This is a genomic window from Helicobacter labetoulli (assembly GCF_003670275.1).
GTDB classification, from domain to species: domain Bacteria; phylum Campylobacterota; class Campylobacteria; order Campylobacterales; family Helicobacteraceae; genus Helicobacter_C; species Helicobacter_C labetoulli.
The window spans coordinates 19,373-41,580 of sequence record NZ_QXJF01000019.1 but is presented as its reverse complement, the minus strand read 5'-3'; the positions used below and the strand labels follow the sequence as shown (position 1 = coordinate 41,580).

Genomic DNA, 22,208 nt, shown 5'->3' with positions numbered 1-22,208 from the left:
TGTTTTTCAGACATTTTCGTGCCTTCAAACATCTCTTTTGAGATGCCGTTTATGTCCCAAGAGCTAAGGTTTTGGTTGAACGATCTAGCCCGAAAGAACATTTTGTTGAAATTAACAACATTTTTTACATCCCAGCTAGAAATGTTTTGGTTGAAGCTTTTTGCTCCGCAAAACATTGACTCCATATCTTTCACCTTTGATACATCCCATTTTGAAATGTCAGCATTAAAATGTTCCGCACAGTCGAACATAAAGCTCATGTCGGTTACGTTGCTTACATCCCAAGTTTCAATGCCCTTAAAATCTCTATTTTTATATCCAGAATATAAAAATAGTTTGGACATATCCGTAATAAGACTTGTGTCAATATCACTTAATTCGGATGTCTTAAGCAATTCTATGAGCTCATTTTTATTTTTTACTTTAATTTTCATTTTTTCTCCTTTTTATCTCTAAGAATAAAGAGGGAAAATTACACATCCCGTGGGGAATGTAAAATCCCCAACTCGGGCTGATAGAGGGTTTAGCAATGGCTTGCTAAACCTAAACAACCTATAGGTTGTCCCTGCTCATTTCTGAGCAGCTCTCCGGGGCTGAATACATCAGCTCTTTTAGCTGCTTGCGCAACTAGAAGAGAAGTGATGTAAATCACACCCTCTTGAGCTTCTGGGAGATCTTGGATCTCGCCAAAAGCTGTCTTAAACACAGGGATACCATCGATACACCATGTGTTTTCCTTGTTTGCCGCCACTCTTGCCACAATACCGCTTGGAGCGATAGTTGTGGATTCTCCTTCACCATTATGAATGGTGAGGTTGTGTGGGGTGAGGTTGATTAGCTTCATATTCAGTCCTTTTTTTCTTTTTTAAATCATCCTATGAGAAGACTCAATACCCCGTGCTGGGAATATTTAAGTCGATATTCCCAAACACTAGGGGCTTTTTAGAGGTATTTGATTGTTACACCAAACTCCTCTTTTCCGTCTTTGCTGGAATACAGCGGAAGATACCTTTCAATATCCCCACACTCATCAACAAAAACGGAGCTCTCCGCTTGTAGAGCAAACTCATAGGAGTCGTCCAAATCCTCTTTTGAGGATTCTACATTCTCCCATAGGAGTTTTTTTAGTTCATCTGGGGTTTTAACCCAGATGGTCTGCTCAACAAAGTTGAGCGAGCCCAGAGCCGCAATGATCTTGTGGTCCTCCTTTTGAGGTGCTTCTACAGCCTCGAAGCTGTAGAAATCCTCATCACACTCTGGGCAGAAGTATTTATAGTCTTCTACCGCAGAGGGCTTTAAGATTCCACCACAGCAACGGCATAGAGCCCCGCCAACGATGAGTTGCTCCTCATCGAAGAAATACCTGAATGGTATTTCCCCTTTTTCGAAGAGGGCTTCTTGCCACTCTTCTGTTTCCTCAATGCTTGTGCCCAAAAGGATCCAAGCATTAAGATTATTTTCAATCTGAAGCTTGAAGTAAGCTTCAGCTTCAGATTGATTAGCAAACACTCTTGTTTCAGGAGGAAAGTATCCTTCCTGATTAGAGTATTCTGACCTTGTGATTTTAAAAACTCTCATTGTCTTCTCCTTTTATTTTTAGACAAAAAAAATAAATAGTAGGAAGACATGTATCCCTGTGTGGGAATACAAAATGTCATTCCCACACCGCCGGGTTGATGAAGAAAATTAGAAGGGTTTAATAGAGGAAAATAGGATTAAAGATATGGTTAGGTGAGTTTCCCTATCGATTGTTCCTAATTTGCGAACAAATCTCAATCGATCGAAACTCTTTACTTGCAGGCAATTAGCTGCAGACGGGTTGCTAAGTCCATTTTCTAAGTTAGGTTCTATCCTAACCATAAATGGAGCACCTTCAAATTTATCGCGCCATGTTGTAAGTGGCACTACAATTTTTGTGCTAAAGCTACCAAATTTGTCTGAGCTAATTACTATTGCAGGGCGAGACTTTGCTATTTCTGAACCAACTTGTGGATCAAAATTGCATTTCCATATTTCGCCCTGCAAAATGATGGGTTTATTCAATCCCATCATTTACCGCAACATTTCCTAACCATTTCTCTTCTTTGTTCCATTCCTCATCTTGAGCCAAGATTTTATAGGCTTCATTCCACGCCTCTTTGTTTTCGATGCGCTTCATCAAAGCATTGAAATCTTGCTCCCCTTTCTCTCCCCTTTTAGAAATCATGATTTGTCGCAATTCGTTTTTGCAACTATCATAATTCTCTTGGAGACTTTTTTCTTTGTGGTTATTGACAGCAAGTGGCATTTTCATACTCACTCCTTTTAAGATTTCTGCTGTCAATTCTACCATATTTTGATGATAATAAGCTACTATCATCTTCGCTTCCTTTTTTGTTTTTTTAGCAACATATTTCTATGTTGCAAGGACAAATTGCCCTAGAGTGAAAACACTCCAGAAAGAGATTTATCCTACCCCATAAAGGGATAAAAAGAAATCCCTTTATGGAATATTTCTAGCCTTAAAAGGCTAGTTTCGTTTCTCGAGCCAATCGCTCAAGTCAAATCCCTTTTTCAAGAGATCTGCTCTGCCTTTTGACTCAAGAAACTTTTCCCAGTCAAGCACGCTCACGACTTTAGCGTGGGCTTTAAGCTGCTTTTTTATGGCAGCATTAAAGTTTTTCCCCGCTTCATCATAATCCCCAACCACCATTAGGCGGAGATCTTTGAACATGCCCAACTGGGACTTTTCAAATAGAGAAGTTGCGCTGCCGGGCGTAATAGCACGAATACCATGCGCCACAGCATTAATCACATCCTTCTCACCCTCTAATATAAAGATAGGCTCTTGTGGAGCTTCTCTATATTTAAGGAGATCGGATAAATTAAACGCGCTTCTCTTTCGCCCTTTTGTATAACGCAACCGCTCGTGTTTGGCGAGTGTTGGGTTATACTTCCAGAGCGTGATTATTCTGCCTGCTTCATCACGAATAGGCATTATTAGCCGCTCTGGAAAGGGCTTTCCTTTGAAATTGCCTGCTGGCTGATACCCAATATCATACCGCAAGGCAATTTCTTTTCTTCGTTCTACTGACTTCACCGATGGCATTAACGCCCTGAGAAGCTTTGAATAAGCCTCAAAGTGCGTTTTTCTGTTAGAGCGATATTGCCCTAACCATTTCCCATCTATGAAGCCTTCCTTTTTCTTTTGCTCACTTTTGTCAAAGTCCGCAAAATTAAAGGAACGCTCCATTCCCAAGAGCCTCTGTGCTTCACGAATGGCATCGCCAATATTGTGAAAGCCTCTAAACTCCTTTAGGAATGAGGGGAAGTCCCCGTGCCAATCAGAACCAAAGTCATGTATATGACCGTTCTGATTAATGAACGCGCTTGGCGTTCTCTCGTCCCGTATGGCAAAATGCCAAGAACGAGAGATTTTATAGCCAAGGCTCATTAGAGCGTTGGCTGTTTGCTCTCTTGTTGATTCCATTGTTACCTCCTAACAATTATCAACCATAAGGGAAAATCACACGCCCCGTGGGGACATGTAAAAATCCCCACCGCCGGGCTTGATAGAGATAAAAAAAGGTTACCCTTCCATTATCTCTTTGATTCTCTTCAAATCCTTTGGCGGAATTGATGAGTAAATCCATGCCGAGCCATAGCGATATGGCTTCCCATTATATTGGACTTCGTAAAGCCCAACACTTTTGAGGTAAGCACACGCTTGCTCGTAAAAAGATTCTTTTTGGAATCTTTTTATTGCTCCTAGCTCCCAGCCCTGCTGCACCGCCTCTTCTTGCTCCGGTGTCCCGGGCTTAAGATCGTTGAGGTGGTATTTATCCCATAGCTCAAGTATCTCTAATAGAAGGGGCGATGCAGATAGCTCGCCTTCTTTGATGAGAGCCCTAATGGTCTCATCATTCTGCCCACCGCTGTATATGTCGGTGTGCAAGTGATTCCATATAGAACCACATACAGAGAAGCGGACACTCCCATCACTCATAGTTGTAAGCCCAAGCTCAAGCTCAACCTTACAAGCCCTTTTCTTTTGGTAGGGCGGAAATGCCACCTTCCCAAAAGAAATTTTTTTTGTTTTTTTCTCAACAATTCTAATGACTTTCATTTTGCACTCCTTTTTTTTTATTTTGTGCTAAATCCAAGGAACACAAAATTCCCAAGCGGGAATAAAATGTATTCCCACTTGGGCTGAAAAGCTCTTCAAAAAATATCTCTCACTAAGGCAACAATAGCTCATTAAAAAAATTAAAGCCGAGGCTTAATCCTGATTAGCAGCAGGCAACACTGGAACGAAATTTAATCCGCAAAAAATGAGCTAATTGTTTGTGGGGGATATTTTTATGTGTGAAGAGGTGCCGACATCCGTCGGAAGGAGCAAGCGCTCCATAAAAGAATCAAAACAATCCACAAGGGATTAGGTTTTAATCCCTTTATGGAATGTTTGCAATAAATTCAGGCATAAAAAGCCTAGGGGCATATCTGTAAAGACAGATAGCCTATATCTACAAGTTATCATCTTGTAGCTGTAAGACATCAAGTCGGTCTTACCACTGGGTAGCTCGTAGGTTTTCCTACACCGTCCCTATTGTTTTGATGAGAAACAAAAATGCAAATTTGCATAATGGGGCTACTTGGCATGTTTTACCGCTTCTAATGAACGGAACGCGCTTTACTAAAAGTGAAAGGCGATAGATCTTTTCTTGAAAAAGAGAAGATAAAAATTTTATGGTTGGATCTTAGCTGAAAAAAGTCAATATGAAAAGCCTTGTGGTGCATAAAAAAGCGGTCTTGCTTGTTTTGTGGTATTTACTTAAAATGTATGTAAAATATATATATGTAGGATTATTAAGTTCTTTTTAACTTTAAATTGCTAGAATTTCGCATAAGGGTTATGCCTTAATCCCCCCCTAAGCATTGCACATTACTTAATTCGGTGCAATCCGGGGATTATGGCATAGCCCTTTTTTATTTACGGAGAAAAAAATGAAAGAAAAGGTTGCTGTTTTTGTTGATTGGGAGAATGTTAGATTAGAAATTCAAAACATTCAAAGAAGGCACAAAGATAGAGAAAAAATAATTTTCAACTACAATAACATAGACAATATCTTAAAATTATTCAATTCTGTTTTGCAGGAGAACGAAAAGCTTTACAGAACATTTTTCTATAGCGCAGAGCCATTATCGCTCAATGATTTACTAAAAAATTCATCAAAAAATAGCCATATCTATAATGCTATTACAAAATTTAGAGATGAAAATCTGCAAGAATACGAAAAAATGGAAAAACTGAGAGGGCAAATATTGAAGCTTTTGCACGACATATCAGTTAGTCCATATATTGCACTTAGGCTTGGAGAACTTAAAATGCAAGGCTTTACGGATCGTGGAAAACCAAACATAGTGCAAAAACAAGTTGATATGCTTATGGGACTAGATATTTCTCATGTTTCATATAAGCGACTTGTGGATAAAATTATAGTGTTTTGTAAGGATACTGATATTGTTCCGGCTTTAAAATGTGCTAGGACAAATGGCATAGAAGTTATTGTTGTTGATATTGCCGAGGGATATAAGATAGGAAATAAAATTTTGAAGCATAGTGATTGTGTCAGAGAGATAAGTTTGCTGGAAAAATTTTCAGATCAAGGAATATAGAGAATCTTAATGTAGAAAATTGGATTAAGAAAGACTGGATTTTGAGAAAATCCAGAAACTGATAGAGAGATGAATAAACACCTCTCCCTTTGTCAGCAACTAGAATAGAGATTCTGCTGCTTGACTATTCCCAATGTGTGCTCTGTAAAGAGTATCCACATTGAGAACAAAAAAATCGCCCTTTTGAATGGCGCCTTCAGGGAGTTTCCCTGAATCGGCTTGTATTTCAGGCACGACTTCTAGCTTGGCGAAGTAAATGCCATTGGCACTTTCCTTCACCTCAGCTATATTAAACCCACAGGTGTTGATATAGCCTTCAAGCTTGTCGAAGGTATCAAAATTGTTCCCTGTGGATTCTTCCACAACAGCCTCAACAATGTCGTCATTGACAACATTGTTGTGTAGCCAAGCCCCTTGAGCTTTGTCAAAGACAAAACCAAGTGACTTAAGCGCAGTGCTATTGTTAAAAACAGCACCACTTGCTTTGGCTGTTGAGCCTCCCTTCATCTCCAGCTTCACGCCAAGAGGCTCTAAAGCACTCTTGAGCTCAGTTAAAGACTTTGGGTCCGCCTGTGGCTGTGGCTGGTCCATTTCTGGATCATATTCCTCGGCGATATGCGGCATTCCGCCAAAATCGCTAGGGAAAGCAAGGCGAAAACCTTGTGCCACAGCTACCTTCTTAATCATGGTGATCGGTTTCGATCGCCATATTTGTGTATCTTGCTTATATTCAGCAAGATACACTTCATGGACAAAAGGGTACTTGTAATCCTTGCGATGAATTTCAATCACCGCCTTAAGACTATCCCCTTGCCCTTCTGTTCTTACGGACCAGCCGTCACAACGACCGGTCATATCCGCTTTCTTGAGATACACTTCGTATCCCAAAATGATGTTAAATTTGTCTTTATACCCCACGGCATAAATTTCCCTTTTGAAGGGATTTAGATTTAACCCAGAGCAAAGCTCCAAGAACTGCTCCTTCTGCCCTTGAGGCAGGTTTAACCCCATTGAGCTAAGGTATTCAATAGCCTTAGCTTTTGCCGCCTCGTTTGAAGCAACAATTTGCCCTTGGTTTTGAAGTTGAATTTGATTGCTCATATTCATCCTTTTTGCTTGCCACCTGTTAGAGCAAGGCTTAAAATTTTACAGGCTAGAGTATTAAATACTCTATAGAAGGATTCACCAAAACCATCCCTTAGAGGGATTGTTAAGGGAATCCCTCTAAGAATATTTTGAGTGAATTATGGTTGGTATTCACTAGCGTAATACCAATATGACTCTGGGTCATACTGATTCGCTTGGTGCCAAACCATGCTCCACTCCTCAAATGGAATGAACTCGCCATCCCCGGTAGCAAAGCCACCGAAAACAACTTCTTCATCTCCATCTGTCTCGGAAGTCAAGACATTCTCAATCTCAATCTCAACTCCTTTTTTATCTCGGATCTTAATAGAACCGAGATACTCTTCCAGCGGCACTGGGGTAATGAGTTGATAATCCTCATTGCCCTCAGCCCTAGCTTTTGATTTAAGCCATTCATCATAAGATGAAAAGCTCTCCTCAAAGCCTTGGTTAGCCGCCGCTTTATTCACAGCAGACAGAATATACTTCTGTGCTGTGATAAAGTTTTTAAAGGAGAGTGATTCAACCACTTCTCCTTTAAAAGTTTTTAATGCTACAAACATGCTTCCTCCTAGAGTCTTACGACTCTTGCTGTGATCGCCCTTTCAGCACCATCACAGCTTCTATACAAGCTTAAATAGTCTTCAAGACCATCTAAGTTGCCCAGAAAACTCTCAATCTCATCTTGGGTTGCCACTTCGACATCTCCAAGATCAATATATTGTGATTCGAGAGTTTCCAATTCCTCTTGAATCGCTTCTCGCAATTCTTCTTTGCTTGAATACACACGAAGTGTAGATTCAAGACTCTCAGAGTTGTTGAAGCTCACTAAAATGATTTTTTTCATTTTTTCTCCTTTTGTTTCTATTGCATTAACTCGTAGCAGCCCTTGCTTAACATATAGTCAAGCGGTTCTACTAAGTCTGCCTCAGACTTCCCAAAGACAACGGCACAATAGGCACCTAGCCTATTGCTGCTGTGCTTATCTTTGAGGATTGTCGCCTCAAAGCCGATCTTATGCAATTCCTCTACGAACTTTTCCGCAAATTCTAGGAGAATGGGTTCGTCCATTATCGCAGATTTGTCTAGTTCATAGTATTCTATACAGCCGGTCGTCAGCCCGACCATACCTCCAGTTACTTCCAACAGGAGATCTCGGAAATAATCCAAGTCCTCCATTGTTGGTATTGTTGGTAGTGGTTTTAGAACCACATCTTCAAACGACATCCCGAAACAGACATCGTTTAAAAAAACATACAGATCCAGTTCTTCGCAATATGCGAACTTCAACCCATAGGTCTCCTTGTAGTATTCCACATCATTCTCACTAAAATTAGTGAGAAAATATTGATATGGCTCAAAGTTCTTAGGAACTTCGAACTCATATTCCAGTGGAAAACTCGCAACATTGTTACAAAGAACCATATCGTGGTCCTTCATAAATTGACCGTAATTTAATTCTTTTGCCATTTTTTTCTCCTTTTGACAATTTGCCAAAAAGACAGCACTTCTGCCATAAGGCAGAAAAAATACTGCCTTATGGCGATATTCAGTGCCTAGTGGCACAACCTAAATTTCAAACCCTTTGGTTATCCAAGCATCATCAAGGATTTCATTTACTTTCACATACTCCTCTTCTGTTGTTTCTTCGCATTTGTGAATAATATAGAGGTCACCCTCTACATCTTGCACTTCCGCGATTCCACAATCCGTATAGACTGCGGAGAGTATGCCACCAGATAGCTCATAGTGGCAAGCACCAAGCCTGTAGTTTGAAGCTTCTAGGATTTCTTGCTGGAAATCATAGTCCTCGATAGGCTTATACCGTTCTGCAAACACAATATTACAGGCATCGTGTCTGTTATGTTGTGTTTGTGTTCTCAAGTCGTAAGCAACATCGCGATCGACTTTGAACAACCTAAACTCTTTCTTAAAAAATTCTTTTTCCAAGAAAGAGTTTAAGACCTCCAACAGAGCCATAACGCTATGCGCGCTATACTCTGTATAGAACTTTCTTCCAGAAAGCTCTACTTCGCCATCGAGGAGAACATTGAATATTCCCCTGTCTTCCTCTTCGGAAAACTCGCTCTCAACCTCAACAAGAGACAATCTCTTGTCAAGATTTAATTCCCTTGCTTCGGGTATCGCTTCGATAGCCCAAAGAAATTCTCTCGAGATTTCCTCGAGTTTGTTATAATTTTTTCTTAGCATTTCTGCTCCTTTTCTTTTGTTTTTTTATAACTCTATCCCATAGTCCTCAAAGTAAGCCTCTGGAATCATTTCCAAGAGAGCTTCTATACTTTGAGCGACATAGGGCTCATCTAAGCCAAGAACATCATCATAATAGCATTTACGCTGCATATCAAACAGCATATAGCCGCTGACAATCTCTTCGCCAACCCTACCTTGAACTTTATGGGCACTAAACTCCATAAAATCCAAGATCTCTAGCGCCTTTTTGTTTGGTTCATCTAATTCGACATCATCGAAAAAGACTTCGCCAATACAAAAAAGGCTGCAACCTTTAAAATCTAAAGGCTCTCGCATAGCTCCTCCTTTAGATTTTCCATTCCCAAAGCATAAGCGGCATTAGCCGTTGTCACGATAATCTCGTGAGCTAGCTCCATTGCTGCTTTTACATTTGGGTATTTTTCAGCAACCTTGCCTTCATAGCGGATTTCCGCTACATCGACACATCCGTTGTATGGAGTGATAAACACACCATCTACAAACGGCTGATTGCTGAAAAACAATCTATTAGCAAAGACTGCCATTTCTGACACATCTTTGCCACCTAAAAAGCTTTTTACGAAGCCGGACTTGTCCCTAAGGATACAAGCCTTAGCTTCTTTAAAAGCTTTCTTGAGAATTTCAGAATCTGCATGTTCTATGCAGAAACTTTCCCATTCTCCCCGCCACAAAAACCCTAGACCATCCTGAATTGCAGAATCAAAATCTTCCGCAATCCAGTCTTCGCTTGAGGCTTTGGCATATTTCCTTATGCTGTCCATAGGTCACCCCCTTCCAGCATTTTTTCGATTGTTTTGTTATAAGCAAGACTTAAAGTCCGCTCATAATTAAACAATTTTTCCATTGCACCCTCTACGCAGGAAAAATGCGCTAAATAGCGAGCAACAGCCCACTCTTCGCACATCTCCCTGATTGAGAGATTAAGGAAAAATTCTTTCCTGCTTACTTGCAACATTTCTGAAGCAATCAATTCTTTCGCCTCAGAAAATGCTGTCTTCACATCAGCATCGTGTTGATGCTGTTGCAAGAAGTTACAAACTTCCTGCATTTTTTTGTTTGTGGCGACCATTATGCAGCCTCCTTGTCGAAGTTGGCAAATCGCTCTAGGCTTTCCTGAGCGATATTGACACAGAACCTTGCTGTGTTGCTGTCGCCTTTTCCGTGGCAAGCCAGCTGAAATTCATCAGCCAAGCTAGATACGGAGAGAGCTGCAGTTTTTGCCGCCAACTCTTTGTTTTTGATTGCAGAAGAAACTTCCGCAATTACATTCTTAAAGACTTCTTGGAGGTCTTTATCCTTTTCGAGGTTCATGCAAACCTGAAAAAGTTCTGCAGCATTGTAAATCTCAAAATTTCTCATGTCTTACTCCTTTTTTATTTAAGACAAAATACAAGGAGCCTAATCCCAAGTGGGAATATTTAGACTCCCACTTTGGGCTGACACTAGAGTGAAACACTCCATTAGAGATTCTCCTATCCATAGGGATAGAAAAAAAGAATCCCTAATGGAAGGTTTTTTTATTGCAATAAGTGCCAAAAGGCACTTATTTTTTTTAATACCAATGGACACGGACATAGCCGCTTTTGACGGCGTATAGCGCGTGTGCCATTGATTTAAGGCTTTGAATAGCCCCTTGCTTCTCCTTTGACAGAGAAGTAATTTTTTCTTCAGATAGGGAGAGTAAATCATCCCTATCAATTTCCACGAAGGTTCGCTCCTCATCGCCGAAGTGCTGGACTTCCAGCTCTTCTAGCATAGAGGAGAACCCCTCGATATCATGGTTGAAGCCGATGCAATCACCGACCTCAACTATATAATTTTTAATTATATGAGCGCGATAACCCATATTCTCTCCTTTCTTTTCAATTGCGCCATTACAGCGTGCAGTAATGCAAGGAAACTTCCTTGCAAAACTCCTCAACAAAAATGGTAGCTTCTTCGGCTACCATTTTTACCATTTCATCTATAGAGACATCTGCTCTATAGATGTGATCTTCTTTGATCACCTCTTCATCAAGGAGAATCTGCTCGATTATGCCATTCTCGTCTGCCCTGAGCAAGTATTGCTCAATGGTTAAGATGACTGCCCTCTCCGTGCCAAACTCGAGATCATTGATCTCGTAGCTTGACATATACATCTCAAATAGCCCATTTCCAATGGATGCCAAAAGAACTCGTTGAGAGTCCTCAAGGCTCATTCTTATTAAGTCCTCAAACATACTAAGCCTCCTTGAAAATTAATTCTCTCAGAGACTTTGTCAGAGTCTCAACGCCCCTAGACTCCCTCACAATTCTAAGGAACTCGTCCTTAGACTCGCTAGAGAGCCTGTCTTTGTAGAGCTTATAGCCATCGCTGACTAAAAACTCTAATTTTCCCAACTTCAAAAGGTAGACATTTGCAAGCAAACCCTCCTTAGAAGTCACATAGCCAATGTGCGTAAAAAGCTCGTCAGCTATACCATTTTCAACTATTGCATTTTTTAATTTGCAATAGTTGAAACTTGCAAGAACATTGTTTTGAATGTCCTTGCTTTTAATATTTAACAAACCAAACATTTTTACTCCTTTTGTTTGATTAAGAAATCCTCAACATACCATAGTCTTTACCTACGGTTTTGAGGGTTTCAAATATCTCTGGGTGTTGCTCGGCTAATGCCTTAGAGTCAACTCCCACTCGCCCTTTCATGAGGCTATAGGAAATACTTAAATCTTGCACCTGAACTTTTTTCGTGTTTGTGGCACTCATAAAGTCCACAAGCTTAGATTTAAGCCCATCCGCCTCTTTTTGGGCATCTTTCTGTGCCTTTTGCAACTCCGCATACCTTAGAGCATCTTGCTCTAATTCCAAAGGCAAGCTATCCGCACCCTTGTGGAGCGCATGACAAGTAGCCTTGTAGGCACAGAAACTGCAAAGATTTCCTACTTCCCCTTGTGGCTCTTGCTTTGTTTCCAAAGCTTCCCACAAGTTTTTGGCTCTATCAAGTGCCATTTGAAACATTTCCTCAGAATAAGGAATATCAAACGCCTCTAAGAGCCCTGTGTTTAGGTTGATTACAGCAATAATGCCGCGCTCAACCTTTTTACTTTTACGGAGAAGTCCCATTTGAAGCTGGACTTGTAAAATCCAACTTAAGTATGGAGTTTCTGGTATCGCGTTGGTGCTTTTGCACTCAACAACGACACTTTCCTGCCCCATATCAACAACAAAATCGATGTGGGTTTTAATAAAAGCATGATCACCTTCACCAGCCACCTCGACCTGTTCTTCAAATGGAACTCTTCCACCTTGCAATCCTAAACGGATCACATTCTCCGCCATGTGTCCTCGCAAGAACACTAATTCTTGCTGAAAACTAGCCTCAGTGGGCTGAGTTTTGGTAAGATATGCCTTGCGCGGACATTGTCCTATATCGGACGAACCGACATAGGTGGAGCGATCCCCTAGGGTCGCTTCTGTATTTGCCTTAGAGAAGGCTTTGATGCCACTCTCTAAAAAATTCAAGAATTTTTCGTTTGTTGCCATTTTTACTCCTTTTGGCTAATTTGCCAAAAAGACAGCACTTCTGCCATAGGCAGAAAAATACTGCCTTATGGCTTGCTCAGTGCTTTTTAGGACACAAACTTATAGGCTGATTCCATTTGCTTCTAAAATAGAAGCAAACTCATGAATCGCCGAAGCTTCATCTTTAAAAACATAACTAGTGAGTTCCTGATATTCAGGAACCACTTGCTTGCTTTTTTCGTTGAATTTTCTACATTGAGTAGAAACAACAACGAAAAAAGTCTCATCGTTCACAAAAATGTCGTAATCGATACCACTTGAAGTGATACCATATTCGCCATTTTTCATTCTTTCTTTTATTTTTTTTGTCACTTTGCACTCCTTTTTTTGTGCTATCTTGTAGGCTAATCCCCTTATTCAAAATCTAGTGAAGCTTCGTATGCCTCTGTGTTATCCACAAAGGTTTCGAAAGTGACTTCGCCACATTTTAGAAGCTCCTCTACCCAATCAACCACCTGATAGCGGTTGAAAAACAGAAAGGTATATTTAACGGGCATATCTTCTACACCCAATTCACCTCCGAATCCGAATAATGGGGCGTTTGTGAGCCCAAAGCCGCAACAATACAAGAGATCGTTGCCCATGGAGAATGAAATTTCATCTAGCCCATTTTTAATTAGAACTTCATCTCTGAAGTCCCAAAAAAATCTGTCGAAGTCCATTTCGGAAGAAATTTCATTCTCCTCAATAAACTCTTTTAAAGCTCCCTTATAGTGCAAGGTTAAGCCCTTGTCGCTAAAAGATAACCACTCTGTTCCATAGGAGCTGTTTAGCTCCTTTAAAATGTTTAAGGTTAATTTGTCCATTTTTTCTCCTCTATATTTCCCAGCCAGCGTATAACGCACTAAGCCGGTATTCTTCTTGAGCACTATGACCGAGGTCTTCGTGCTCTGCGTCCACCTTCTCTTTCCACTCTTTCCAAGAAATAGTCTTGATAGAGCTTTCTTCTGGTTCTGCATTTTTGATGACAGAAACAGAAACAGGTGTAGGAGCTACATAGCGTATTCTTTTAATTCGCCTTCGTTCTCTCAATTTATAAGTGATATTCTCCCTTATAAATTGTTTTAACTCCCAAAGCAGCTTGCTTTTTTTACGAGACATCCACCATTTTAGCTCGGATATCTTTTCCCTAAAGTGAATCCACTTCCACTTCAAGAAGTAGTGAATCTCTATATAGAGAATACCAGCTAAAATGATTGGGGACAGAACTAGTCCGGCGACCAAAGATAGATAGAACCATCCATCTACCTTTCCTTCGTTTAGTTCTGCGTAATCTCTCTTCATTTCGAAGAATAGATTTTTTATTTTTTCCATCTGAAACTCCTTTTCTTGTTTCAATCAATTCCCTTTCGGGTCCTAAAAAATCTGACACCAGAGTAAAAAATACTCCATAAAGGGATTGATTAAACAAGAAAGCCCCACAAGGGACTTATGTTTAAAAATCCCTTGTTGGAACATTTTAAACCACGCAAAAGCGTGGATTTTGCTAGATTCCAAAAAAGTCAAACAGAGTTGCCCCTGTTTGAACTTCTTCGGTTTTAGGACGGGGATAGTGACCTATCGATCCGTCCTCCTTTAATTCTATTTCGGCAGTGATGTTCACCACCCAGTGCCGAAACGCAATATGCGCCTCAGCAAAACTATCGAAGACGACTGAATAGTCGTCTTCTCCTTGCTCATATTCGGTAACAACAAACTTGCTACCTACTTGATCTAATGACACCAAGGTGCCATATTCCGTGGTGGCTTCCATATAGCCTTGGAACCCATTAAACTCACCTTTAAAGAGGTCCATTTGAATAATTTGAGTTGCTGACATAATATGTCCTTTCTCTGCCTTCTAGCAGAATCAACTATCCGTTCTCCAACGAATAGGAACATTCCGCAAGGATTCCACCGCCCACAAGGACAATAGAAAAAAATGTCCTTGCGAACCTAAAAACTGAATCCAGAAGTATTTCTACTCCAAAGAAGGCTCTTGTCCCAGAGGACATAAAGCTTAAGCCCTCTTGGGAATAAATTGCACCGAAGTGCTAGGGCTTTTTTAAGCCCTCTATAATCTCCTCAAGCCAAATTAATGGCTGGGAGACAACAAAATTGAGGAAGCGGATAAATCCTATCTTCCCTTTAAAATTGTGAAACGCATACTTAATGCTGAAAGCACTAAGTATAAGCCCCACAATTAAGTAGGTTGAGGCTACAATCCCTACAATCTCAAGGAAACTCATATAAGCCCCCTTGATTGAAGGGCAAAAAATTCATCATCAGAGATGAGATTTTCTTGCCCCCTTTTGTAGGTTGTCACAAGACTTACCCCAAATTGCCCCGCACGCTCTAATACAACAATGATATTTGTCATATCATCGTAGTATTTTTGCGGCTTTGCAATATGATTTCCGCCTTGTTCCATAGGTTGAGTGGCTCTAACAGCTCTTGCTATTGCTCCGCTCAACTCCTCTTCCTCCTGCGCTTCAAATCTTTGTTGCACTCTTTGAATAAAGTGTGCAGAAGCATTAATACCTCTACTCACTTGTCCAAATATAAGTGCAAAACAAAGATTCTCTGCCTTCCCAGATTTTTTGGCTTCTTTTTTAGCCAAATTTGTAGCCAATTTTTTAGCTACTTTTTCCACTAGATTCATACAACACCTCCCAGTGTCAATCACGCTAAAGAGGTGTCATATCTCCACAAGGGAAAATATAACTCTCCCTTGCGGAATTACAGGCTAACTAACCCTTTTGCAAAGATTAGAAAGCCAACTCAACTGACACAAAATCACTACGCGTAGCGAATTTTGTGCTTAACTTTACGAGTATATTTCGTTCTATCACGAACCACTCGCGTTTGGAGAGAAATCTCCCTGCGGTAGTTTGCTTGAACTGCCATATCTCGCTTGATTCCATTTTTCATGGTGTCTCCTTTTTTTTTCTTTAGAGTTTTTTACTCCAAAAAAGACACCTACACCCCAAAGGGCATAGTAAAGTTGTGCCCTTTTGGGAATAAATTTTTCCACAAGCAATCCTCGCCAATGAAGGCGATTAACAAAAGTATTTATGGAAATAATTTTGAGGGATTTTTGTGGAGGGAGATATTACAGACTAGAACGGAATGTCTTCGTCTGTAATATCCATGGTTGGGGTTTCTACTGGTTCAGCAGCAGTATTTGCTGTTTTTTCAACAGCAAATCTACCTGTTATCCAGCCAACTTTTAAGAAGTTGGTGTCCCCGAGCTGTTTTGGCTCTTTGAGCCGATGGGTTGTGATTTGCAGCCCATCATTATTTTTCGTGATATTTTTCTGCGTTGCAGAATCATATTCACGGATTAACCCAAAAAGCCCTTGGGTAATACCTTCTACGACATTACCCGATTTGTCTTTAACTGGGAAAGTTTTTCCCAAGTTAAAGCTGGACATTTGCCCATCTTTGGTCTTATAAGACTTCGTGATGGTGTATCCACCATTCTCTTTGTCCTTTGTAAGACCAATAGTTACGGTTCCAAAGAAACCAAAATCCAGTGTTGCAAACACTGAATTGTTCTCCTTGTTTAGGAGAATATCTCCTAAACTTCTTTCTTGTCCGTAAGTCCTTGAAATTTGTTGTGCTTTCATTTGCACTCCTTTCTTTCGACTTTGCCATCAGTCATTTAAAAATTTTGTCACTCCGAAGAGAAGGCGAGAAGGTAAATACCTTCCAGAAAGGAGATTTTTTTGCTGTAATAGAGTATCCCCCAAGGAGATACAATACCTGTGTAGCGTGTTTGCAATACACAGAGCAAATCTCCTTTATGGAAGATACTTACCGAAAAAAAGGGCATAAAAACCCTTATGCCTACAAGGAATCATCTTGTAGTGTGTAAGACTTTTTTTTAAAGTCTTACTTCTGAGTAGCTCGTAGGTTTTCCTACACCTTTGCCCTAAACTTGTTGATGAGACAAGATTGCACTTAGTGCAAAATGGGTTGCTACTTGGCACACTTTATCAGCTCTGATGGCTGAAACGCGCTCTGTATTAAAATACTTGAGAGGCGATAGATTTCGATTCTAATGAAAGAATGAAATAAAAAATTTATGGTTGGATCTTAGCTGAAAAAGATTAACAGAGTCAATAATGATTCACAAAAAAAATATGCCTAGCACTAACAAACTTTGGTGCTAAATTTTCAGTAGAATTTCAGCCAAAGAAAAAATCCGCCTTTTCAAAAACCACATTTTTTGCCATTTTTTAGTGTTTTTGACACCATTTTGTGAAGGTTGTGACACCATTTTGTGAATCAACCCCACTTGTCATTAATATATATAATATGTTTCTTTTATAAGTTTCTTTATAAGTTAATCAAATTCAATATTTTATTTATAAGTGTTTTATAAGAAAATGCACACGCGAACACTTTTCCGCACAACCTCCCATTTGACTTGATATTTTTTGCTATCAAAGAAGGAAGCTATTCAGCCTTCTACTCTCAAAAAATCTCATTTGAAACAGCCTAAGCCTTTTGGCACAATACATTCACAAAAACCACTTAAGGAGTTTGCAGTGTTAGTTACAGAAATTAATCAAATCATCTCGCTTGCACTTGAAACAGCAAAGATTCTAGAAAACAAAGGCGACACACAAGTCGCAATTTCTATTCTTAGGAACATTGCCAAAAAAGGCAACGAAATCGTTATGGAGGCAATGCTAGAAGCAGAGCTCACAGAAGGCACAAGCGAGGAGTGGCTTAAGCTAGAAGGGTTAAAAGCTAACTTCTCCTTTGACAGCAACCTTATCAAACAAGGAGAGGCACAATGAGCACATCAAGACAGAACTTAGATGAAAAAGCATCTAAGATTTTAGCAGAATACAACAAGCTACAACAAGAGTATGAAGCTTTTAGAGAGCAAAGAAAAACTCTCTTAGATGAGCTTAAATCAAGAATCTCCCATACAGCAAAACTAAGATGTTATATGCGAGAAAACAAAAAAGAAAAATTCAAACGAACCTATGGTGCTGTAAGTATTGGCATTCCAAATCAATGCTATACTCTTGCAGACTTAAGCATTCATCTTGGTTCGCATTTTTCAATATTCAATATACCAAGCATACCTACTTCACATCTTGTGAAAGAGGATTGGGACATTGTTAAAAAGAGTCAAGATTGTTTTAGCTTCATAGAGCCTAATGACAAAGAATATCTTTTTGAGTTTTCTCCAATGCGTGAGATGAAATTTAGTTTCCGAGCTACACCATTTGCTAGAGACTTGTATGACTATGCAGGAATTTCAAAAGAGCTAGGAGAGTATGGAAACCTACACTACAACAAAATAGACATTGCCAAAGCCTTTGAGAAAAAGGATTGTGTGATTGTTGTCGCTGATGATTTCCAACAAGCTTGTGAGAAAGCCAAGAAAAAAGGCTTGTCGCTAAAAGGATTGACTTCACTTGTGAAAATAGAACATAGCAATGGTGACATTCAATACCGCAGAGCTTGGGAATACAATTCAGATCCTAAAGGCAATTCTTTTCCTATTGAGCTTTTTGGCTTAGGTAAAGGTTCTTTGAAGCTAGGCTATATCCACGACAAAGAGAGTGAAAGATATGAAAGGCGTTTGGAGCTCATAGAAAAAGTCTATGAGAACATTCAATATGCTGAAGCACTTGCTAAAAAGTTCAATATCAAGGTTTCTCGTTTGATTTCTGAAATACAAGAAGGTAAGATTGATGTGGTGTTTGGCTATATGCAAGGCTGGCTTCAAATCTTGCGTTTTCCAAATGAAAACTTTAGAGAAAGCCAAGCATACTTAGCCTACCAAAAGTGGCTTGAAAGCTAGGAGGATTGACAATGACACAGGATTTAAAGGCGCTAGAAGCAGAAAACAAGCTTATTAAAAAGAAACTCCAACAAACTAAAGAGGCTGTGGAGTTTTTTCACGATATGGCAAAAACACCATACAGAGCATTTGACATGCAAGAAGCCGCTAAGGCTCTAGGCGTTAAAGGAATGGATAAAAACAGGTTGTATGCGTTTTTGCGGAATGAAGGAATCTTGATGAGCAATAATCAGCCATACCAAGAATACATTGACAAAGGCTATTTCACAGCTGTAGTGAGAAACAAGCCTATTAGCTATGGATTAGAAACAAGAGTGAAAACACTTGTATTCCCAGATGGCTTGAAATTTATTCATTCTTTGCTTAAAAAACATACCAAAAAGAGCTTAAAGGCAACAAACCATAGTGAGATATGCCTTAATCAAATAAAAACGAAAAATAAGCCAAATAAAGAGCTTTTTTCGTATGATTTGTTAGATTCTTTCCTTGAGATTGCAAAAAAAGAAGGCGTGCAAATGATTTGTTAGGATTCTTTGGCTACTATCTCGCAAAAGCAAGAGAATTAACCTAAAAGCACAAAAGCACAAAATAAGTGCTAAGTTTTGTTGTGCCTTAAAAACAGGAGATTAAAAAGATTGAATTGCTTAGACAAAAAAAAGTCAATCAGCATTGAGGAAAACAATGAGATTGATGAAACAATCATTAAAAATGCGATAAAAGACATTGAGTATTCTCCAAGTAAATTTGCAAGAATACCCAGTGTATCGCATTTGCCTGAAGTTGCAAAAAAGATTCACTCACTTGCTCCTACGATGACAGAATGCAGAATCCCTATTTTTGTGCCATTAACCAAAGTGAGTGAGACTTCAGACATCTACCTTGATTTTAAGAAAAATAAAGGCGTAAGAAAGTTAGACACACCTTGGGGAAAAGCATTTGTGCGTGGGCGTGTTTTACTTACACAAACGCATAGAGATATTTTAGATAGTGCTATTATTTGTGCTGAAAAGATAAGCTACTCGCAAATTGATGGCTCTATTCAGGTTTATTTTTACGCAAATAAAGCCTTAGAGTATTATTCAGACAAAAAAGGAAGCAGAAACACTGAGTGGCTCGTAACAATGCTAGAGCAGATAAGAGACACGGTTATCAAGTATCAATCTAAAAGCGAGAATGGCAGAAGAAATATCTCATTTGACTTTAACATTATCCGCCGTATTGTGTTCTCAGAGAGCAATGGTATGTTCTTTTTGGAATTTGACCCTAGCTATGTGGCATTTTATCAAACAGAAATGAGCGTATGCTATAAAAGCATTATGCCTGAAATACTTAGCTGTGAAAGCGGTATTGTAAAGTCTATGATACGCTTTTTTGTTACGCATAAAGAAATAACTATAGGGCTTGACAAGCTTTTAGAATCTGTCGGTTGCCCTCTTGATTTAGAAACACAAAGTAGAAAATATTATCGTGTGATTAACAGCATAGAAGAAAGCAGAGAGTTGTTAGAGGGTTTGGGTATAACTTACAACAAGAAAGAAAGGATTTTTACTTTCAAAAGGCAAGACAATGTTTTTATACAGGGCTCATCACTGCAGAGCCCAAACAAGGAAATAGCAATCAAGGCTCTCAGTAAATCAACACAAGAGAAAAATGAGTGGCAAATTCCTCCATTCAGCACACCTAAAAAGAGCAAAAGCTCTAAGGCAAAAGTGTTCCAAGAGCCTTCATTGTTCCCTGAAGAATATCTAGCTTGAAAGGATTAAAATGAGTATTGCACCAAAAAAAATGTATTTCTTTTTGAGATGTCCTAAATGCAGGAGAAAACTCAAGGCTTCTTTTATCAAAGATGCAATTGCGGAGTGTTTTGCAATGGGTGAAAGTTTTGAATATAATTGCAGACATTGTAGCCACGACTTTGTAGCAAGTTGCAATGTCAGAGTGGTAGCAAAAAATAAACCACTTGACAAACAATGATTTTAACCGTTGAAACTGGTTCAAATACCCTTGTGTGTGGATTATTTTTACTTTTTTTTTGAAAAATGCAAAGATTAAAGGATTTGTGGAATGATACATTTGATACTTGGAAGTATGAAAGCAGGAAAAAGCAAAATGCTTTTAAAAGAATATGCTCGTCTATCCGCAGAAAATCCTGATAAGAGCATAGTGTTTGTGCGTTCAAGAAGGGATAAAAGGGATTTTATTACAAGAGACACAAGCATTGATACTTCAAACATCAAGCTTGTCAATGATAGAGAAAAGCCCATAGATAGCGATATTATTCTTGTTGATGAGGCTCAATTTATTGAAAAACCCTTTATAGATTTTTTGCTTGCTTCTAGAGACAAAAAGACAATTATTGCCGCTGGATTGCAATCAGATGTTTTTGGTAGAATGTGGGGTAGCATTTCAAGGCTAATGGCTCATTCCACAAAACTAACGCTACTGCTTGCTCATTGCGATGTTTGTGGCAAAGAAAATAGTGCCCTAAATCATATAGGCGATGGTTTGGTTGGAGACAATTACCTTGTTTTATGCGATGAATGTTTTAAAAACAAAAAAGGAGAAAGAATGCAGATAATGGAAAATGGTGATATTTATCTTTCCCAGCTTATGCCTGATCCTTTAATTAGGCAGTCTTTTAAGTCTTATGTTCGTGGCAGAGCTAATGTGCCACTCAAAAAAATAGGTAACAGAGTTGTTATTAACGCAGAATCAGCTCACAAGGTTTTAGAATATGCAAAAAAGCACCCTGTGTTAAGCTATGAGATTGAAAGTCCAACTAAAATCAGCTTAGAGATTTTAGAAAAAACATTTGCATAAGGAAAGAAATGAACCAAAAGACACTGAAAAGATTTGCTGAATTGTCCGAAAGAATTGATGAGGTTATTGCAAGGGCTGAGTTTGCAATGGATAATATCCGCACTCTTAATCAACAAGGAGCAACACCTGATCCACGCCAAGAAGCTGATGAAATTGTTTTGGCTGTTTCGGAGCTTATGGATATACTTAAAGAGATTAAAACGCTTGATATTCCTATGGGGGATATTTTTGTAAAGCAAGTTGAGGTGATGATACAAAGGCTAAAAAGTATAGATAGAGTGGTAACCCCAATTTCAAAGGCATTGCACGAAGAATATGCGAAGGAATGCACTAATGGCAATAAATAAAGCATATTTAAATGCAAGGCACGATGAAAGCTCAGATGAGTGCATGACACCTTTTTATGCAGTTGAACCCTTGCTTAAATATATTCCAAGGAACAAGACCGTTTGGTGTCCATTTGACAAAGAGTGGAGTGCATTTGTCAAGCTTCTATCAACGCGAAATGAAGTAATCCATTCTCACATTGATGAGGGCAAAGATTTTTTCACATACAAGCCTAAGCACTTTGATATAATAATATCAAATCCGCCATTTAGCTGTAAGGATAAGGTCTTGCAAAGATGTTACGAGCTCAACAAGCCATTTGCAATGCTTTTGCCTGTGAGCTGTATTCAAGGCAAAAAACGAGTGGAAATGTTTATGAAAAATAGCTTGCAGATTCTCGCATTTGATTTGAGAGTGGATTACCATACAAGGGGCAATATGCAAGAAACCACAAAGGCTACATATTTTGGGAGTGCATTTTTCTGTAAAGACATTTTGCCATTATCCTTAATGTTTGCATCGTTAAAAAAATACGATCAATCACTAGGCGAGAAGGCAAGCGCTAAACGAGAGCGATTGTATCAGCCTAGTTTGTTTGAAGAGTTTGAGGAGATGGCATGAGAAAGCGCACGAGGATAAACAAGAAAAAGCCTGACTCATACA

At 39.3% G+C, this 22,208-nt stretch carries 37 protein-coding genes; 9 read left to right on the top strand and 28 right to left on the bottom strand.

The window, feature by feature from the left end; translation table 11 throughout:
• From EBF12_RS09905 to EBF12_RS09875, 7 genes are all read right to left on the bottom strand, one after another.
• Window positions 1-434 (bottom strand): BspA family leucine-rich repeat surface protein (locus EBF12_RS09905; protein WP_121727499.1); only part of this gene is annotated, 434 nt, incomplete at its 3' end.
• Window positions 435-523: 89 nt separating this feature from the next.
• Entirely contained in the window at window positions 524-844 is a 321-nt protein-coding gene (locus tag EBF12_RS09900) for a hypothetical protein (RefSeq protein ID WP_121727498.1), read from the bottom strand.
• Between the two features lie 98 nt (window positions 845-942).
• Complete coding sequence (locus EBF12_RS12040) at window positions 943-1,578, bottom strand: hypothetical protein (RefSeq protein WP_244196507.1); 636 nt, start codon at window positions 1,576-1,578, stop codon at window positions 943-945.
• Window positions 1,579-1,686: 108 nt separating this feature from the next.
• Complete coding sequence (locus tag EBF12_RS09890) at window positions 1,687-2,049, bottom strand: type II toxin-antitoxin system PemK/MazF family toxin (RefSeq protein WP_244196508.1); 363 nt, start codon at window positions 2,047-2,049, stop codon at window positions 1,687-1,689.
• Window positions 2,036-2,359, bottom strand: coding sequence for a hypothetical protein (locus EBF12_RS09885; protein WP_121727496.1), 324 nt, complete (start codon window positions 2,357-2,359; stop codon window positions 2,036-2,038). The genes EBF12_RS09890 and EBF12_RS09885 overlap by 14 nt, the downstream gene beginning before the upstream one ends.
• Before the next feature lie 150 nt (window positions 2,360-2,509).
• On the bottom strand, window positions 2,510-3,469 hold the full coding sequence (locus EBF12_RS09880; protein WP_121727495.1) for a hypothetical protein: 960 nt from the start codon (window positions 3,467-3,469) through the stop codon (window positions 2,510-2,512).
• Between the two features lie 99 nt (window positions 3,470-3,568).
• On the bottom strand, window positions 3,569-4,105 hold the full coding sequence (locus EBF12_RS09875) for a hypothetical protein (protein ID WP_121727494.1): 537 nt from the start codon (window positions 4,103-4,105) through the stop codon (window positions 3,569-3,571).
• 878 nt (window positions 4,106-4,983) lie between these two features.
• Between EBF12_RS09875 and EBF12_RS09870 the strand changes: the two genes are divergently transcribed.
• A complete protein-coding gene (locus EBF12_RS09870; RefSeq protein WP_121727493.1) occupies window positions 4,984-5,655 on the top strand; it encodes an NYN domain-containing protein in 672 nt (223 codons plus the stop codon).
• A 99-nt stretch (window positions 5,656-5,754) separates the two neighbouring features.
• Here the strand turns inward: EBF12_RS09870 and EBF12_RS09865 are convergent, their stop codons facing one another.
• From EBF12_RS09865 to EBF12_RS09765, 21 genes are all read right to left on the bottom strand, one after another.
• Window positions 5,755-6,756 carry a recombinase RecT gene (locus EBF12_RS09865; protein ID WP_121727492.1) on the bottom strand — a complete coding sequence of 334 codons (1,002 nt, stop codon included), beginning with the start codon at window positions 6,754-6,756 and terminating at the stop codon, window positions 5,755-5,757.
• Window positions 6,757-6,899: 143 nt separating this feature from the next.
• Window positions 6,900-7,343, bottom strand: coding sequence for a hypothetical protein (locus tag EBF12_RS09860; RefSeq protein ID WP_121727491.1), 444 nt, complete (start codon window positions 7,341-7,343; stop codon window positions 6,900-6,902).
• A gap of 8 nt (window positions 7,344-7,351) precedes the next feature.
• Window positions 7,352-7,627 carry a hypothetical protein gene (locus tag EBF12_RS09855; protein WP_121727490.1) on the bottom strand — a complete coding sequence of 92 codons (276 nt, stop codon included), beginning with the start codon at window positions 7,625-7,627 and terminating at the stop codon, window positions 7,352-7,354.
• Window positions 7,628-7,644: 17 nt separating this feature from the next.
• Window positions 7,645-8,250: a hypothetical protein gene (locus tag EBF12_RS12035; RefSeq protein WP_244196506.1), complete on the bottom strand. Its 606-nt coding sequence runs from the start codon at window positions 8,248-8,250 to the stop codon at window positions 7,645-7,647.
• A gap of 99 nt (window positions 8,251-8,349) precedes the next feature.
• Window positions 8,350-8,991, bottom strand: a complete 642-nt coding sequence (locus EBF12_RS12030) for a hypothetical protein (protein WP_244196505.1) — start codon at window positions 8,989-8,991, stop codon at window positions 8,350-8,352.
• A gap of 24 nt (window positions 8,992-9,015) precedes the next feature.
• Entirely contained in the window at window positions 9,016-9,327 is a 312-nt protein-coding gene (locus EBF12_RS09835) for a hypothetical protein (RefSeq protein WP_121727488.1), read from the bottom strand.
• Window positions 9,312-9,791, bottom strand: a complete 480-nt coding sequence (locus tag EBF12_RS09830; protein ID WP_121727487.1) for a hypothetical protein — start codon at window positions 9,789-9,791, stop codon at window positions 9,312-9,314. Before EBF12_RS09830 ends, EBF12_RS09835 begins: the two co-directional genes overlap by 16 nt.
• A complete protein-coding gene (locus EBF12_RS09825) occupies window positions 9,779-10,099 on the bottom strand; it encodes a hypothetical protein (protein ID WP_121727486.1) in 321 nt (106 codons plus the stop codon). The genes EBF12_RS09830 and EBF12_RS09825 overlap by 13 nt, the downstream gene beginning before the upstream one ends.
• Window positions 10,099-10,389 (bottom strand): hypothetical protein, encoded by a 291-nt coding sequence (locus EBF12_RS09820; protein WP_121727485.1) that lies wholly within the window; start codon window positions 10,387-10,389, stop codon window positions 10,099-10,101. Before EBF12_RS09820 ends, EBF12_RS09825 begins: the two co-directional genes overlap by 1 nt.
• 193 nt (window positions 10,390-10,582) lie before the next feature.
• Complete coding sequence (locus EBF12_RS09815) at window positions 10,583-10,876, bottom strand: hypothetical protein (protein WP_121727484.1); 294 nt, start codon at window positions 10,874-10,876, stop codon at window positions 10,583-10,585.
• Between the two features lie 28 nt (window positions 10,877-10,904).
• A complete protein-coding gene (locus tag EBF12_RS09810; protein WP_121727483.1) occupies window positions 10,905-11,249 on the bottom strand; it encodes a hypothetical protein in 345 nt (114 codons plus the stop codon).
• Between the two features lies 1 nt (window position 11,250).
• The gene (locus EBF12_RS09805; protein ID WP_121727482.1) at window positions 11,251-11,586 is read right to left on the bottom strand and encodes a hypothetical protein; all 336 of its coding nucleotides are present in this window, start codon (window positions 11,584-11,586) and stop codon (window positions 11,251-11,253) included.
• Window positions 11,587-11,605: 19 nt separating this feature from the next.
• On the bottom strand, window positions 11,606-12,553 hold the full coding sequence (locus tag EBF12_RS09800) for a CRISPR-associated protein Cas4 (protein ID WP_121727481.1): 948 nt from the start codon (window positions 12,551-12,553) through the stop codon (window positions 11,606-11,608).
• A gap of 99 nt (window positions 12,554-12,652) precedes the next feature.
• On the bottom strand, window positions 12,653-12,904 hold the full coding sequence (locus tag EBF12_RS09795; RefSeq protein ID WP_121727480.1) for a hypothetical protein: 252 nt from the start codon (window positions 12,902-12,904) through the stop codon (window positions 12,653-12,655).
• Between the two features lie 41 nt (window positions 12,905-12,945).
• Complete coding sequence (locus EBF12_RS09790; RefSeq protein WP_121727479.1) at window positions 12,946-13,398, bottom strand: hypothetical protein; 453 nt, start codon at window positions 13,396-13,398, stop codon at window positions 12,946-12,948.
• 10 nt (window positions 13,399-13,408) lie between these two features.
• The gene (locus EBF12_RS09785) at window positions 13,409-13,906 is read right to left on the bottom strand and encodes a hypothetical protein (RefSeq protein WP_121727478.1); all 498 of its coding nucleotides are present in this window, start codon (window positions 13,904-13,906) and stop codon (window positions 13,409-13,411) included.
• Window positions 13,907-14,078: 172 nt separating this feature from the next.
• Window positions 14,079-14,411, bottom strand: coding sequence for an ABC transporter ATP-binding protein (locus tag EBF12_RS09780; RefSeq protein WP_121727477.1), 333 nt, complete (start codon window positions 14,409-14,411; stop codon window positions 14,079-14,081).
• A gap of 214 nt (window positions 14,412-14,625) precedes the next feature.
• Complete coding sequence (locus tag EBF12_RS09775; protein ID WP_121727476.1) at window positions 14,626-14,820, bottom strand: hypothetical protein; 195 nt, start codon at window positions 14,818-14,820, stop codon at window positions 14,626-14,628.
• Complete coding sequence (locus EBF12_RS09770; protein WP_121727475.1) at window positions 14,817-15,233, bottom strand: hypothetical protein; 417 nt, start codon at window positions 15,231-15,233, stop codon at window positions 14,817-14,819. The genes EBF12_RS09775 and EBF12_RS09770 overlap by 4 nt, the downstream gene beginning before the upstream one ends.
• Before the next feature lie 106 nt (window positions 15,234-15,339).
• A complete protein-coding gene (locus EBF12_RS11175; protein ID WP_157979104.1) occupies window positions 15,340-15,495 on the bottom strand; it encodes a hypothetical protein in 156 nt (51 codons plus the stop codon).
• Window positions 15,496-15,690: 195 nt separating this feature from the next.
• Window positions 15,691-16,200 (bottom strand): hypothetical protein, encoded by a 510-nt coding sequence (locus tag EBF12_RS09765; protein ID WP_121727474.1) that lies wholly within the window; start codon window positions 16,198-16,200, stop codon window positions 15,691-15,693.
• Window positions 16,201-17,124: 924 nt separating this feature from the next.
• On the opposite strand from EBF12_RS09765, the gene EBF12_RS09760 reads away from it, so the two are divergent.
• The 8 genes from EBF12_RS09760 to EBF12_RS09725 all read left to right on the top strand — a co-directional run bounded on the left by EBF12_RS09760 (window position 17,125) and on the right by EBF12_RS09725 (window position 22,166).
• Window positions 17,125-17,379, top strand: coding sequence for a hypothetical protein (locus EBF12_RS09760; RefSeq protein ID WP_034588786.1), 255 nt, complete (start codon window positions 17,125-17,127; stop codon window positions 17,377-17,379).
• The gene (locus tag EBF12_RS09755) at window positions 17,376-18,398 is read left to right on the top strand and encodes a hypothetical protein (RefSeq protein ID WP_244196504.1); all 1,023 of its coding nucleotides are present in this window, start codon (window positions 17,376-17,378) and stop codon (window positions 18,396-18,398) included. The genes EBF12_RS09760 and EBF12_RS09755 overlap by 4 nt, the downstream gene beginning before the upstream one ends.
• Window positions 18,399-18,409: 11 nt before the next feature.
• Window positions 18,410-18,925, top strand: a complete 516-nt coding sequence (locus tag EBF12_RS09750; RefSeq protein WP_121727472.1) for a phage antirepressor KilAC domain-containing protein — start codon at window positions 18,410-18,412, stop codon at window positions 18,923-18,925.
• Window positions 18,926-19,033: 108 nt separating this feature from the next.
• Window positions 19,034-20,152, top strand: a complete 1,119-nt coding sequence (locus EBF12_RS09745) for a hypothetical protein (protein ID WP_121727471.1) — start codon at window positions 19,034-19,036, stop codon at window positions 20,150-20,152.
• Between the two features lie 10 nt (window positions 20,153-20,162).
• On the top strand, window positions 20,163-20,372 hold the full coding sequence (locus EBF12_RS09740) for a hypothetical protein (protein ID WP_121727470.1): 210 nt from the start codon (window positions 20,163-20,165) through the stop codon (window positions 20,370-20,372).
• Window positions 20,373-20,462: 90 nt separating this feature from the next.
• Window positions 20,463-21,218 (top strand): thymidine kinase, encoded by a 756-nt coding sequence (locus tag EBF12_RS09735; protein ID WP_121727469.1) that lies wholly within the window; start codon window positions 20,463-20,465, stop codon window positions 21,216-21,218.
• A gap of 8 nt (window positions 21,219-21,226) precedes the next feature.
• A complete protein-coding gene (locus tag EBF12_RS09730; RefSeq protein WP_121727468.1) occupies window positions 21,227-21,565 on the top strand; it encodes a hypothetical protein in 339 nt (112 codons plus the stop codon).
• Window positions 21,552-22,166 carry a sugar-phosphate nucleotidyltransferase gene (locus tag EBF12_RS09725; protein ID WP_208630980.1) on the top strand — a complete coding sequence of 205 codons (615 nt, stop codon included), beginning with the start codon at window positions 21,552-21,554 and terminating at the stop codon, window positions 22,164-22,166. Before EBF12_RS09730 ends, EBF12_RS09725 begins: the two co-directional genes overlap by 14 nt.
• Window positions 22,167-22,208: the final 42 nt, after the last annotated feature.

Excerpts from the sequence above, each read along its gene's own strand:
- EBF12_RS09725 (WP_208630980.1), top strand. The coding sequence starts at position 21,552 with ATGGCAATAAATAAAGCATATTTAAATGCAAGGCACGATGAAAGCTCA.
- EBF12_RS09810 (WP_121727483.1), bottom strand. The coding sequence starts at position 11,249 with ATGTTTGAGGACTTAATAAGAATGAGCCTTGAGGACTCTCAACGAGTT.
- EBF12_RS09835 (WP_121727488.1), bottom strand. The coding sequence starts at position 9,327 with ATGCGAGAGCCTTTAGATTTTAAAGGTTGCAGCCTTTTTTGTATTGGC.
- EBF12_RS09750 (WP_121727472.1), top strand. The coding sequence starts at position 18,410 with ATGACACAGGATTTAAAGGCGCTAGAAGCAGAAAACAAGCTTATTAAA.
- EBF12_RS09775 (WP_121727476.1), bottom strand. The coding sequence starts at position 14,820 with ATGAGTTTCCTTGAGATTGTAGGGATTGTAGCCTCAACCTACTTAATT.
- EBF12_RS12030 (WP_244196505.1), bottom strand. The coding sequence starts at position 8,991 with ATGCTAAGAAAAAATTATAACAAACTCGAGGAAATCTCGAGAGAATTT.
- EBF12_RS09765 (WP_121727474.1), bottom strand. The coding sequence starts at position 16,200 with ATGAAAGCACAACAAATTTCAAGGACTTACGGACAAGAAAGAAGTTTA.
- EBF12_RS09880 (WP_121727495.1), bottom strand. The coding sequence starts at position 3,469 with ATGGAATCAACAAGAGAGCAAACAGCCAACGCTCTAATGAGCCTTGGC.
- EBF12_RS12040 (WP_244196507.1), bottom strand. The coding sequence starts at position 1,578 with ATGAGAGTTTTTAAAATCACAAGGTCAGAATACTCTAATCAGGAAGGA.
- EBF12_RS09860 (WP_121727491.1), bottom strand. The coding sequence starts at position 7,343 with ATGTTTGTAGCATTAAAAACTTTTAAAGGAGAAGTGGTTGAATCACTC.
- EBF12_RS09740 (WP_121727470.1), top strand. The coding sequence starts at position 20,163 with ATGAGTATTGCACCAAAAAAAATGTATTTCTTTTTGAGATGTCCTAAA.
- EBF12_RS09865 (WP_121727492.1), bottom strand. The coding sequence starts at position 6,756 with ATGAGCAATCAAATTCAACTTCAAAACCAAGGGCAAATTGTTGCTTCA.
- EBF12_RS09875 (WP_121727494.1), bottom strand. The coding sequence starts at position 4,105 with ATGAAAGTCATTAGAATTGTTGAGAAAAAAACAAAAAAAATTTCTTTT.
- EBF12_RS09815 (WP_121727484.1), bottom strand. The coding sequence starts at position 10,876 with ATGGGTTATCGCGCTCATATAATTAAAAATTATATAGTTGAGGTCGGT.
- EBF12_RS09770 (WP_121727475.1), bottom strand. The coding sequence starts at position 15,233 with ATGAATCTAGTGGAAAAAGTAGCTAAAAAATTGGCTACAAATTTGGCT.
- EBF12_RS09870 (WP_121727493.1), top strand. The coding sequence starts at position 4,984 with ATGAAAGAAAAGGTTGCTGTTTTTGTTGATTGGGAGAATGTTAGATTA.
- EBF12_RS09900 (WP_121727498.1), bottom strand. The coding sequence starts at position 844 with ATGAAGCTAATCAACCTCACCCCACACAACCTCACCATTCATAATGGT.
- EBF12_RS09755 (WP_244196504.1), top strand. The coding sequence starts at position 17,376 with ATGAGCACATCAAGACAGAACTTAGATGAAAAAGCATCTAAGATTTTA.
- EBF12_RS09790 (WP_121727479.1), bottom strand. The coding sequence starts at position 13,398 with ATGGACAAATTAACCTTAAACATTTTAAAGGAGCTAAACAGCTCCTAT.
- EBF12_RS09785 (WP_121727478.1), bottom strand. The coding sequence starts at position 13,906 with ATGGAAAAAATAAAAAATCTATTCTTCGAAATGAAGAGAGATTACGCA.
- EBF12_RS09735 (WP_121727469.1), top strand. The coding sequence starts at position 20,463 with ATGATACATTTGATACTTGGAAGTATGAAAGCAGGAAAAAGCAAAATG.
- EBF12_RS11175 (WP_157979104.1), bottom strand. The coding sequence starts at position 15,495 with ATGGAATCAAGCGAGATATGGCAGTTCAAGCAAACTACCGCAGGGAGA.
- EBF12_RS09855 (WP_121727490.1), bottom strand. The coding sequence starts at position 7,627 with ATGAAAAAAATCATTTTAGTGAGCTTCAACAACTCTGAGAGTCTTGAA.
- EBF12_RS09830 (WP_121727487.1), bottom strand. The coding sequence starts at position 9,791 with ATGGACAGCATAAGGAAATATGCCAAAGCCTCAAGCGAAGACTGGATT.
- EBF12_RS09780 (WP_121727477.1), bottom strand. The coding sequence starts at position 14,411 with ATGTCAGCAACTCAAATTATTCAAATGGACCTCTTTAAAGGTGAGTTT.
- EBF12_RS09825 (WP_121727486.1), bottom strand. The coding sequence starts at position 10,099 with ATGGTCGCCACAAACAAAAAAATGCAGGAAGTTTGTAACTTCTTGCAA.
- EBF12_RS09805 (WP_121727482.1), bottom strand. The coding sequence starts at position 11,586 with ATGTTTGGTTTGTTAAATATTAAAAGCAAGGACATTCAAAACAATGTT.
- EBF12_RS09885 (WP_121727496.1), bottom strand. The coding sequence starts at position 2,359 with ATGATAGTAGCTTATTATCATCAAAATATGGTAGAATTGACAGCAGAA.
- EBF12_RS09820 (WP_121727485.1), bottom strand. The coding sequence starts at position 10,389 with ATGAGAAATTTTGAGATTTACAATGCTGCAGAACTTTTTCAGGTTTGC.
- EBF12_RS12035 (WP_244196506.1), bottom strand. The coding sequence starts at position 8,250 with ATGGCAAAAGAATTAAATTACGGTCAATTTATGAAGGACCACGATATG.
- EBF12_RS09800 (WP_121727481.1), bottom strand. The coding sequence starts at position 12,553 with ATGGCAACAAACGAAAAATTCTTGAATTTTTTAGAGAGTGGCATCAAA.
- EBF12_RS09890 (WP_244196508.1), bottom strand. The coding sequence starts at position 2,049 with ATGGGATTGAATAAACCCATCATTTTGCAGGGCGAAATATGGAAATGC.
- EBF12_RS09730 (WP_121727468.1), top strand. The coding sequence starts at position 21,227 with ATGAACCAAAAGACACTGAAAAGATTTGCTGAATTGTCCGAAAGAATT.